Here is a 9,762-nt window from a genome sequence, read left to right on the forward strand (position 1 = left end):
GGCAGTTGGATCATCACACCCGCATTTACTTCAGTAGAGGCCTCAGATCCTCAAGCCTGTCGAACAGATGCCAGATATAATTGCTCGTACCATTGACGCGATGGGGATGAAGCGCTGCCAGGGCGGGATCATTGCGATAGCTCTCAAACGCCTCCATTGAGGCCCACTCTACAACAATCATAACTGAGCGAGGCTTTATATCGCCAACGGCACTGACACGAAACTTGCCAAGTGCAACAACACGGCCACCGTGAGCCTGCACTTCCTTTGCCGACTGGCGTGAATACGCCAGATACTCCTCTTTGTCAGAGACATCAAATAGATTCAACGCATAAACGGGCTCAGACATCTTATCCTCCTGTTGTCGCCTGATAACGTGGTTCTCAGTACTTTTTCTGCAGATTTATACCCAGTTCCTGTTTTTTCTTTCTGGAAAGACCAAGGCTTACCAGACGATAGGACTCGGCCAGATAGTACCGTAACTCTTCATCCAGCCTCCCTGACGCCTCGGTTTGCTGTATCCATTTCATGCCACGGTTGGCAAAGTACGGCGCTGGTCTGTATCCATCATGGTGACTCAGATAATCGAAGTTCAGGTCAGACGCTTTGAATGTAAAAGCAGCCCTGTCGTTCTGACTCCAGCCCCCAATCGCAAATACTTTCCCGCCAACTTTCCAGACATGGGAGTTACCCCATTGTACAACATGTGTGGTTGCGGGAAAGGAGCCGCAATACTGATTGAACTCATCGTAATTCATGGTCACTTGCCAGATGGTGCATTCTGGCATTTCCAACACACATCAAAGCTTCCGTCATTCTCTTCGCCACAACCACTGCAAGTCCATGCATCTTTTGGATTCTGGTTTTCAATCTCACTTTCAATGATCGCGGCAGCTTTTTCATCATCCCGGTCATCCCGGAGCCAGAGTTCAAGGAATGTATTGTTGATGCCATGATTGGCGCCAACCGGAATTGTATGTTCATTTTTGACAAATGATTCTATTCCATTTAATGCAAGAATATTTTTTACAGAATGCAAAACCACAATATTGTCGTGCGTATAAATAAGTTTCATGGTCGATCCCTGGTTTGAAGTGCCTTGACGTAAAGTGATTGGCCGTAACATGACCTGTCACAACTCTGTATTAAATCATCCGGCGGAAGATGCCATCCTTGCGGATCATATGACGGAAAGCCGCCGTGATGTGACCAGCAACCAGAACGCCCAGGCTGATGGCAAGTGCGCCGTGTATGGCAAACAAGCGGGCCGCCAGCTGATCGCCCTGCGGGACAAAAGGCATGGCCGGCAGGTGGTAACCGCCCAGCGTCACCAACGCCGGATACGCCGTCACGCCCGCCCAACCGAACAGGGGCGTCAGCACCAGCAGCACGTACATTAAATGATGCAAACCCTTGGCTGCCATCTGCAGTTTGCGCGGCATCTCATCCGGATAAGGCGGCCCTTTCAACCAGATTTTTACCGATATCCGCACGATCATCAACAGCAGTACAGCAAAACCAACGGCTTTGTGGGAACTGTACAGAGTGTCTGTCAGTCGCCCCCAGATATCGGCTTCCGCTCGTGCCGTCATCCACAGCCCGATGGGTATCAAGGTCAGTACCATCAGCGCCATCAACCAGTGCAATAAACGCCAGCCTGCCGGATATTTCTGAACCTGTGACATCTGCCTTCCTCACTTTCTGCCTGTCGCGTTTTTACTCGCCCCGGCGCTTCCATTTATTCTTGCTTACGAGGTCGGATATGCTGTGCAGGGTTTCTCTTTCGCGAGCAAAGTGGATGCCAAACAGGTACCCACCGTATGCCGTGATGACCCATGCGACGATCGCACCACCGCCATCTTCTGGCCAGTATGCAAACCAAAGCAGCGCTGTGATGATATTGCCGAACTGGGACACGATAACATTCAGTACCAGCGAGAGGACCCCATCAGCAAACCATGCAGCCAAATCAAAATTGGCAATAAGCCCTACCAGCTCCCCAACTTCTATTACCAGCAAAGTCCACAGAACAGCCAGCCCATAGAACCCACCGCCAAAAAACAACCACTGCTTGTACAGATAGTTGCCGTTTTTGCTTTTGTGCGTTTTGTGGCGTTTTCTAAGGAACGTCAGATGTTCGCGAATAGCTTTGTGACCCGCTTCACGCGGCAGTTGCCCGGCGCCGTACAGCCAATTGAACATAAGCCAGCTTATGACTGCCATTGGCACACCCAGTTGGATCAATGCGACGAGCCAGACGTAAATTGACATTATCAGGATTCCGCGTGAAGGCTGGGAACTGCGTCAGTGTCGCCAGCGTATGTTGCTACATTTGTATAAGATCAGCCATGGCACGGCTGTGCGCTTCCGTACCAGCTTCCAACCCTGCTTTAACACCTGCCCGGTTCCGCTCCGGTTGATTCTGACTTGCTTTCAGTTTGCCTGTCAGCGTCTCGATTTCTATCTCTACACCAACAATAGCCTTTACCAAACGCTCTGTATACTCCGCAGGCGCGTCATCCACAGACCAGGGAGACTCCATTTTCGACTCATGCTGGTCTGTCAGTTGACGGAGATGTTGCTGCAGCCATGCCGGATCCTGAATAATCCGGGCGCTGCCTTCAGCATGGACAGCCAGATAGTTCCACGTGGGTACAACACGGCCTGTTTCTGCCTTGGTTTGATACCACGAGGGCGAAACGTAGGCATCTGGCCCCTGAAATACCGCAAGAACCTGCGCGCCTTTCTGCAAACGTTGCCAGACCGGATTGCTTCTGGCCAGATGGCAGTGCAAATACCCAGGTGCATGGTCGTTGCCCGGGCTCAGATGAAAGGGGACGTGGTTTACGTCAATTCCCATATTGTCAGCGACAATCAGCATCCCAAAACCATACTCACGTATATACAGTTGAAGCGTGTTTCTGTCTTCTTGCTTAAAGTGGTCCGGGACATACATGCTGAATAACTCCTGTCAGAGATCATTGCCCAGCAAACGTCTGAAGAAACGCCTGGACGAATTCGGAGCGCTGCACCTCGGCCCGGTCCAGTGGATTATCCCACCAGATACCCTCACTGTTCGCCAACAGGATAAAGCTGAGGTCCAGCGCCGGCATCTTCAGGTACAAGGCGGAATAAGCATCCTCCCACCAACCCGAATGCCATACAAGCGTGTATCCCTGGTATTCCTGCACAAACCACCCCAACCCGTACGGAAGCACTTCACCGCTGCCTGACATCGTTGGCGCCATCATTTCTGCTCGCGACTCCGCTGAGACCAGCGTTCCCTGATCGAATGCGATGTCGAACCTGGCAAGATCCAGCACTGTCGTGACGACGCCACCCGCAGCACCGTCCCCCTGTGGCGAGAGATTCGGTGCACGCAGGATTGTACCGGCACTGTCAACTTGATAAGGCGGGGCCAGGCGCTGGCTCAAATCCTCGCGCAACGGAAGATCCCGGTGTTTACGGGCCGATGTGCCCATGCCCGCTGGCATGAAGACATGCTCTTCGACAAGGTTCGAGAATGAAGCATCAGCGGCAGCCATTATCGGGCGCGATGCCCAGGAGTAAAGGACGGGGTTGTACGAGAACCGGATACCCGCCGTCCCCGTTGCCGTGTGCGACAGCAGGTGTCGAAGCGTGTGATCTGCCGGCTGACAGCGCAGATCCCGGGCGAAGATGGAAGGTTGTTCGCTGAAGTCTGTGCAGAAGTCACCCCAATCGCTGTAACCCACCATCGGTACATCAAGATCAAGTACACCTGTCTCCATCAGTCTCAGGGCCACGACAGCAGAAAGCGGCTTGGCGAGCGAAGCGACGTCGTAGGCGGTCTCGGCGGTTGCGGGAACACCGTTTTCGATATCAGCGTAACCCAGCCCTGCCGCCAGAACTATCGCCTGATCTTTCACGACAGCAACGGACAACCCCGGGATGCTGGCCTCTTCGCGCAGAGATTCGAGCCGCTGGACAAAAGCGGCGACATCATGGGGTCCCGCGCCCATGTGAACCGGGTCCTGTGCGGCCAACCCGCTTGAGTGGGAGGCCAGCAACACTTGCAGAATGACGAGTTTCTTCATTGATCCCTGACCTCTTTCACCAAACGTTCTGATCAGCCTGGCTGCCTGGGCAGCCACAATTAAAGAAGTACATTTACTGGTTTCAAGTATACTCCCAGGTCGCCCGTATTTCCCTGATCAACCTCTGCTTGTCTTTTGCAATGCGCTCCAGGAATGCCTGAGATGCGCTGGTTTGCGCGTCGTACTTGCCACTCCATTCAGTGAGCTCAAGCATTATCGGTAGCAGATCCAGACCTTTCTGTGTGAGGGAATAGATTACTCTGGAGCGATTGGACTCATTCACCTCCTTCATCACAATACCCAGCTCTTCGAGCCGCTTCAGACGGTCGGCCAGGATATTGGTGGAAATTTTTTCGCTGGATGTCAGGAAGTCACCATACGACTGCTTAGCCTTAAACATCAGGTCGCGAATTATAAGCAAAGTCCATTTGTCACCAAACGACTCTACCGCGTAGTTGATCGGACAGTTGGATCGGCTGGGGAATGTATCGGTCATAAGGTATTCCAGTACAAGAACTTGCTTTATGCAAGCACTATTTTGCCTGTCGTGCGCACTGTGAGCTAATCGCGCTTACACCAAAGAGCAAGATGCTACGAATCCCATGAACATCCGACCATCGTTCGGCCCGAGTGATACGTATCATCAGGTGGTTTTGCGAGTCAGCACCCATATTTCATCTATCTCACTGAACCCCAGGTACTGAGCCAGGAAAGCCGTATTGTTTGCGATTGCTAAGGAGCATTGACCACGTAGCGCTGGACAATCTCTCCGCCATCATTCACTTCCGATTCCAGGGTGCCACCATTGGCTTTTACCATCTTTGCCGAAGGCTCATTGTGTTTGTGACAATGAATATGGATTTCACGAATTCCGTGTTCAATGGCTTTCTCGATAGTGAGCTTCATAAGTTCATTACCAAGCCCCCTGCCCCGGCTGGAAGGCCGTATGCCGAGCCCTATGTGGCCTCCCACGTGCCGTATCCTGTCGTTGAGGTAGTGCCTGAGATTGGACACTCCGAGTATTTCGCCTTCGTCTACCAGCCAGTAAGTAGACGACGGAACAAAACCCTCTGGTAGGTCAACCCCGTGTCTGAATTGTTCCAATTTTGCCAGCAGCCCTGCAAAATCAATATGATCAAAATCCAGGGGGAATGGATAGCGCTCTTCGGCACCCAGTTCTTCAATGTACTCTCGGTAGCTTCTCTCAAAGTCTGAGTTCGGAAGTATCAACTGCACTGGGATAACGGGTGCTATGTGCCGGACCAAAGCTCTTAACCTTTAGGTAACGTTTCAGGGCGGATATATGGAAACATGTGCGCTACGTAGTCAGCTTTCCCAAGCTCGATATTCTCGCTGCGCAATATTGAATAGGCGATCATTATATGGAAATAAAATTGGGCTAATGCCCAATCGCGGGCATATTGCTCGGCGGTCAAATCAAGAATCATACCATTCGGAAGCTCGTGCACAAGTGGCATATCCGGTTTTACATCCAGGGCGTCGGAGGCCAGGATACCCAGTAAAGCAATAGTTTCATCAATCCGAGTTTGAGCATCTGCGAGCGAACCAGGTCGCTCGCCTGCATTTCGCCCTTCTTCAAGCAGCTCACCGATAGATTTCGGGAAAGCCTCTCCTTTAAGTCGGAATATTGCCTCTTGAGCCTGCACGCAGGCAAACCTAATCTGAGTCGATAGAGGAAACATGTCCGGCGCGAGACGCTTGGATAACAGCGCTTCCGCGTCTGCTTTCGGCATTTGTTCCTGTGCCTTCTTCAACCAATTTGAGAGCGCTCCAAGCATTTGCGTATGGGTTGGGACAAGTAGCTTCGTTAATGACATAGTTTCTTTTCCTTCAAAATTTATACATTTCCCGCAATGACCTTTGTATTAAAACCTTCATCTGGTGTGGGCGCTACGAAGTGCTTTGTAATCTGATCAAACATCGCCTCCGTATCAGTCGCTGCCCTCTCAGGCTGTTCGATTCTCCGTTTACCGATCTGATCTAAGCAAACACTGTTTGGCAGGTCGATATAAACCAATTCGTGGGGGGCCTGGATCTCTGAAAAAATGCTTCTAAACCAATTTCTTTGCGCAATAGTATTCGCAGGGAAGTCCATCACCACGTCTGTTCCTGCGGCTAATACAGATTGAACCAATTTCTTCATTTGAGGTTTAAGCCGCGCAGAGTATTTCATGTAATCTTCCAGAGACTCAATACTATTCGGATATATTGCCCCAAGCCACTCGTCTTCTGAAATCAAGACAGCATTCTGTTTCTGAGCAATTTCACGCGATTTCGTAGTTTTCCCCGCACCCATTTTTCCACTGAAAAATGTCAGTGTTCCTTTCTTCATTTATTACCTCTAAGCTTGATTGCCAGTTACCAGCGTATAATGCTCGACGGTTGGAAAAGGATCATAAAAATGGTGTAGCAACGCGCGCCACCTCTGATACTCTTCCGAACCACGAAAACCAATGGTATGGTCCTCCAAGGTCTCCCAGTTGACCAGGAGAATATACCGGTTGGTGTTTTCCAGACATCTTTGTAGCTGATGGGACTGATACCCGCTCATGCCGACGATGATCATTTGAGCCTCTTTAAACGCAGACTCAAATTCATCAGTCTGGCCGGGCTTCACGTCTAGTATCGCTACCTCAAGTATCACTGAACTCTCCTATGCCTCAAAACGCCCTTCATCAGCGGGGCAACCGTTTGTTACAAGCAGCCATTCAATCCGCCCACAGACTTCGTCAGCCACCAAACCATCCTGGCTATCTATCCAAGCTCCTTCAAGGTGGGTCTCCTCTCGTCGTAACGATTGCAAGCGCTGGTTATGTGCCGGTCGCCGCAATACTATTTCATTAGCTTTCTTAGAATCCCAGCGAGAATCTTGTCGCCTTCAGATTTCTTAGATTTGTACTGGGTCCAATAGCCCCCAACAACCAGAACTGCCCCTGCGAAAATTCCCGGCATTAGTACAGAACCGATGGTTTCTATGCTCAGATTCGAAGCGGTTATGAAACACGCCGATGCTATGAGAAAGCCGCCAAGCCCGAATGAAACCCAGGCGCCCCAGCTCGGCCACAAAACAGGATCGGTTTCCTTAGAGCTCTTCATCAGATTCTCGATATATCTTCTTTCTTTGTTAGTAAACATTTTTTCCATCCTTTGTTCCTTAATAAAGGTTCGACTTTTGGCAGTCTGAGTGCGCTCTGCTTGGTTTGGTTATGCGACTCTACTCGTATGCCTTAAGCGTGTTGAATATTTCCTGTGACAGTGCTCCAAATACACTGTGAATAGATTCAAATAGCTCTGTAATATTGTCGAAATCCGGTTTGGCCAGAAGTGTAACTTCAAAAATTGAATATTCTGGCATTTCTTCAGGATTTATCCACGCTACGCCTTTTAGCTTTCCCCAGTAACGAATTTGTACATCTTTCGTTTGTCCGAGCAACCACAGCTCGAAGTGTGCCTGCTGGTGGTTGAAAACAATGGCAAACTTAAGCTTGTTCCTTTTTAGATAGTCATTTTGCAAATAGAAGTAGGTATAGTCGATGTAGCCATGCAATACGTTTGCTACTGAGAACTCGTCGTTGTATTTCTTTGAAAATTCAGTTCGAAGGCCTTGAACAATGCCGACAAGATTTTGGTAGATTTCCTGGATTTCTCCACTAGCAAGAACCTCTTTGTAAATGGATACTCGGGCGTTTAGGTTATTACCTGACATAATCCGTGCCCTCTGACTTTAACTGATACATAACGCCCTGGCATCAGCCGCGCAGCTTAGCCGCGTTGGCCTGACTGTCATTGTTAGCCATATACTTTCATTCACGTTCGTTTTTAAGCAGCGCTTTCCAACGTCGCTGTCGATGTCGATAGAACACCTGAGCGAATAACCAGACGAAAGGGGTTAACAACCCTGCCTGAAATTCGATTCTATCGATATATCTGAGCAAACCTGGCTTTATCTCATCGAAAGAGATGTCGTGATTCCAGACTGGTGCCAGTAACCCCCTCTCGCGGCTTGAGATGATGTTTTGCTTTCTGTCGATTTTCACAAGTTGAATAGTGTGCAACCTCAGGTTGCATCCGGCGCCGAAGGCGCATGTAATGGTTATGTGTGGTCACGATATCAGTTGCGCACTCATGATCATTGGAGGAATCCATACCGCGCAGCAGAGAAGCATGGAGCTCGCCAGGACCAGACACAGGCTACTAACAGTCGCGTGCGGAACGAAGACCCGCGGCTCAAAAAGGTATAGCTCTGCAACCAACGCAGCAGTCTCAGCTATATGCTGGATGAAGGCTGAAAGCCTGAGCGATAGGACTCGAAACCAATACTTCCCGCTAGCAGCTAGAAAGACAATCAGCGCTTCCAGTCCCATGAGGTCGGCTACTATGACGAACTCCAGTGCAAATGGGACGAAATACGGTGCTGCGATGAGCACTGCTATCACTATCCCTACTTTTACCCAAGTTGACCAGCTAAAGTCGATCTTCATCTCTTTCCTCTGAGCACGTAACGCCCGTATTCACGCGCCAGCGCAGCTGGTCGCGTGCAATTGATGGCTATGGAACATATCGTTTGCCCGTTAGTCGATAAAGACAATGCTGCCTGAGTGGGCTTTCCTTTGGCAACGCTGGATGTTCAAAGACTTCGGTCATGGTCATTCCGATTCGTTTCATTACCGCCTGAGACTTAAGATTGCCTAGTGTTGTAAAGGATACAATTTCATCCAGCAGCAGCTGTTGAAAGCCAACATTCAGCGCTGTCAACGCCGCTTCGGTAGCGTAACCTTTTCCCCAGTGCTCATAGGCCAGCCGCCAACCAATCTCCACACATGGTGAGAATGGCAAGTCATCAGAGGGCACATGTAGTCCAACAAAACCGATAAAGCGTTTCGATTCCTTCAGCTCGGCTGCCCAAAACCCCCAACCCCTATCCGCAATCAGCGACTTGCAACGGTCAGCGACAGAATCGCTTTCAGATTTGCTCAGTATCGACGGAAAATACTCCATGACCCTCGGATCCGCATTAAGTGCAGAGAACGGCTCTTTATCGCTATCACGCCATTGCCGAAGCAATAGACGATCTGTCTCAGGTTCAATTAGTGTCATCTGCTACTGGCACTCTGTCGGGTTTGCCGCATAACGCCCGTATTCACGCGCCAATGTAGCTGGTCGCGTGCAATCGATTGTTATGCAGCGGTAAGTTCAACTTTTTGCACCCTATCCAGTTTGAGACTCCTGCCAGCATGCCACAGATCATAGGCATCCTGCATGGCAAGCCAACTCTCAGGACTCCGTCCGATTGCCTTGGAAAGTCGAAGCGCCATTTCCGGGCTTACTCCGCTCTGAGGCTTAAGTATCCGGTTCAATGTAGACGGAGAAACATCCAACTTATCAGCCAAGAATCGGCAGCTAAGACCGAATGGCTCCATGTAAGTTGCCATTATGAATTCGCCGGGATGCGGTGGGTTGTACATAGCCATTAGTGGTAATCCTCATAATCAAGCAGATACACATGCCCATCACGGAACTCAAAGGTCAGCCGCCAGTTGCCACTAACAGATATGGCCCAAATGCCTTTGCGATCACCTTTTAGCGGATGCAGTTTGTATCCAGGAATGTCGAGATCCGAGACTTCCATTGCGCTATCCAAAGCAGCTAGCTGCATTCGTAGGCG

Annotated in this window: 17 protein-coding genes; all 17 read right to left on the minus strand. The window is 50.2% G+C overall.

The genetic code is table 11. The features are described 5' to 3' along the window. Positions 1 to 25: 25 nt before the first annotated feature. Complete coding sequence (locus WD071_RS06445; RefSeq protein WP_368047532.1) at positions 26 to 349, minus strand: DUF1330 domain-containing protein; 324 nt, start codon at positions 347 to 349, stop codon at positions 26 to 28. A gap of 34 nt (positions 350 to 383) precedes the next feature. Continuing rightward, positions 384 to 788: an MmcQ/YjbR family DNA-binding protein gene (locus WD071_RS06450; protein ID WP_368047551.1), complete on the minus strand. Its 405-nt coding sequence runs from the start codon at positions 786 to 788 to the stop codon at positions 384 to 386. Next, on the minus strand, positions 761 to 1,075 hold the full coding sequence (locus tag WD071_RS06455) for a DUF2007 domain-containing protein (protein ID WP_368047533.1): 315 nt from the start codon (positions 1,073 to 1,075) through the stop codon (positions 761 to 763). Before WD071_RS06455 ends, WD071_RS06450 begins: the two co-directional genes overlap by 28 nt. 70 nt (positions 1,076 to 1,145) lie before the next feature. Continuing rightward, positions 1,146 to 1,685, minus strand: coding sequence for a cytochrome b (locus tag WD071_RS06460; RefSeq protein ID WP_368047534.1), 540 nt, complete (start codon positions 1,683 to 1,685; stop codon positions 1,146 to 1,148). Between the two features lie 31 nt (positions 1,686 to 1,716). After that, positions 1,717 to 2,271 carry a hypothetical protein gene (locus WD071_RS06465; protein WP_368047535.1) on the minus strand — a complete coding sequence of 185 codons (555 nt, stop codon included), beginning with the start codon at positions 2,269 to 2,271 and terminating at the stop codon, positions 1,717 to 1,719. A gap of 55 nt (positions 2,272 to 2,326) precedes the next feature. Continuing rightward, complete coding sequence (locus WD071_RS06470) at positions 2,327 to 2,956, minus strand: FMN-binding negative transcriptional regulator (protein WP_368047536.1); 630 nt, start codon at positions 2,954 to 2,956, stop codon at positions 2,327 to 2,329. A 22-nt stretch (positions 2,957 to 2,978) separates the two neighbouring features. Next, complete coding sequence (locus WD071_RS06475) at positions 2,979 to 4,076, minus strand: serine hydrolase domain-containing protein (protein ID WP_368047537.1); 1,098 nt, start codon at positions 4,074 to 4,076, stop codon at positions 2,979 to 2,981. An 82-nt stretch (positions 4,077 to 4,158) separates the two neighbouring features. Then, positions 4,159 to 4,572, minus strand: a complete 414-nt coding sequence (locus WD071_RS06480) for a winged helix-turn-helix transcriptional regulator (protein WP_368047538.1) — start codon at positions 4,570 to 4,572, stop codon at positions 4,159 to 4,161. A gap of 236 nt (positions 4,573 to 4,808) precedes the next feature. Then, positions 4,809 to 5,342 (minus strand): GNAT family N-acetyltransferase, encoded by a 534-nt coding sequence (locus WD071_RS06485; RefSeq protein ID WP_368047539.1) that lies wholly within the window; start codon positions 5,340 to 5,342, stop codon positions 4,809 to 4,811. A gap of 5 nt (positions 5,343 to 5,347) precedes the next feature. After that, on the minus strand, positions 5,348 to 5,914 hold the full coding sequence (locus WD071_RS06490) for a DUF1993 family protein (RefSeq protein ID WP_368047540.1): 567 nt from the start codon (positions 5,912 to 5,914) through the stop codon (positions 5,348 to 5,350). 20 nt (positions 5,915 to 5,934) lie between these two features. Further along, positions 5,935 to 6,429, minus strand: a complete 495-nt coding sequence (locus WD071_RS06495) for an AAA family ATPase (protein ID WP_368047541.1) — start codon at positions 6,427 to 6,429, stop codon at positions 5,935 to 5,937. 9 nt (positions 6,430 to 6,438) lie between these two features. Next, entirely contained in the window at positions 6,439 to 6,741 is a 303-nt protein-coding gene (locus tag WD071_RS06500) for an antibiotic biosynthesis monooxygenase (protein ID WP_368047542.1), read from the minus strand. A gap of 188 nt (positions 6,742 to 6,929) precedes the next feature. Next, entirely contained in the window at positions 6,930 to 7,241 is a 312-nt protein-coding gene (locus tag WD071_RS06505) for a hypothetical protein (protein WP_368047543.1), read from the minus strand. A 70-nt stretch (positions 7,242 to 7,311) separates the two neighbouring features. Then, the gene (locus WD071_RS06510; protein ID WP_368047544.1) at positions 7,312 to 7,803 is read right to left on the minus strand and encodes a hypothetical protein; all 492 of its coding nucleotides are present in this window, start codon (positions 7,801 to 7,803) and stop codon (positions 7,312 to 7,314) included. 842 nt (positions 7,804 to 8,645) lie between these two features. Next, entirely contained in the window at positions 8,646 to 9,194 is a 549-nt protein-coding gene (locus WD071_RS06515) for a GNAT family N-acetyltransferase (protein WP_368047545.1), read from the minus strand. Positions 9,195 to 9,274: 80 nt separating this feature from the next. After that, positions 9,275 to 9,568, minus strand: a complete 294-nt coding sequence (locus WD071_RS06520) for a HigA family addiction module antitoxin (RefSeq protein WP_368047546.1) — start codon at positions 9,566 to 9,568, stop codon at positions 9,275 to 9,277. Next, a partial coding sequence (locus WD071_RS06525; protein ID WP_368047547.1) for a type II toxin-antitoxin system RelE/ParE family toxin occupies positions 9,568 to 9,762 on the minus strand: 195 nt, incomplete at its 5' end. The genes WD071_RS06525 and WD071_RS06520, both read right to left, overlap by 1 nt.

This window comes from Pseudohongiella sp. (assembly GCF_040877505.1).
Classification (GTDB): Bacteria; Pseudomonadota; Gammaproteobacteria; order Pseudomonadales; family Pseudohongiellaceae; genus Pseudohongiella.

Excerpts from the sequence above, each read along its gene's own strand:
- WD071_RS06445 (WP_368047532.1), bottom strand. The coding sequence starts at position 349 with ATGTCTGAGCCCGTTTATGCGTTGAATCTATTTGATGTCTCTGACAAA.
- WD071_RS06450 (WP_368047551.1), bottom strand. The coding sequence starts at position 788 with ATGCCAGAATGCACCATCTGGCAAGTGACCATGAATTACGATGAGTTC.
- WD071_RS06455 (WP_368047533.1), bottom strand. The coding sequence starts at position 1,075 with ATGAAACTTATTTATACGCACGACAATATTGTGGTTTTGCATTCTGTA.
- WD071_RS06460 (WP_368047534.1), bottom strand. The coding sequence starts at position 1,685 with ATGTCACAGGTTCAGAAATATCCGGCAGGCTGGCGTTTATTGCACTGG.
- WD071_RS06465 (WP_368047535.1), bottom strand. The coding sequence starts at position 2,271 with ATGTCAATTTACGTCTGGCTCGTCGCATTGATCCAACTGGGTGTGCCA.
- WD071_RS06470 (WP_368047536.1), bottom strand. The coding sequence starts at position 2,956 with ATGTATGTCCCGGACCACTTTAAGCAAGAAGACAGAAACACGCTTCAA.
- WD071_RS06475 (WP_368047537.1), bottom strand. The coding sequence starts at position 4,076 with ATGAAGAAACTCGTCATTCTGCAAGTGTTGCTGGCCTCCCACTCAAGC.
- WD071_RS06480 (WP_368047538.1), bottom strand. The coding sequence starts at position 4,572 with ATGACCGATACATTCCCCAGCCGATCCAACTGTCCGATCAACTACGCG.
- WD071_RS06490 (WP_368047540.1), bottom strand. The coding sequence starts at position 5,914 with ATGTCATTAACGAAGCTACTTGTCCCAACCCATACGCAAATGCTTGGA.
- WD071_RS06495 (WP_368047541.1), bottom strand. The coding sequence starts at position 6,429 with ATGAAGAAAGGAACACTGACATTTTTCAGTGGAAAAATGGGTGCGGGG.
- WD071_RS06505 (WP_368047543.1), bottom strand. The coding sequence starts at position 7,241 with ATGGAAAAAATGTTTACTAACAAAGAAAGAAGATATATCGAGAATCTG.
- WD071_RS06510 (WP_368047544.1), bottom strand. The coding sequence starts at position 7,803 with ATGTCAGGTAATAACCTAAACGCCCGAGTATCCATTTACAAAGAGGTT.
- WD071_RS06515 (WP_368047545.1), bottom strand. The coding sequence starts at position 9,194 with ATGACACTAATTGAACCTGAGACAGATCGTCTATTGCTTCGGCAATGG.
- WD071_RS06520 (WP_368047546.1), bottom strand. The coding sequence starts at position 9,568 with ATGGCTATGTACAACCCACCGCATCCCGGCGAATTCATAATGGCAACT.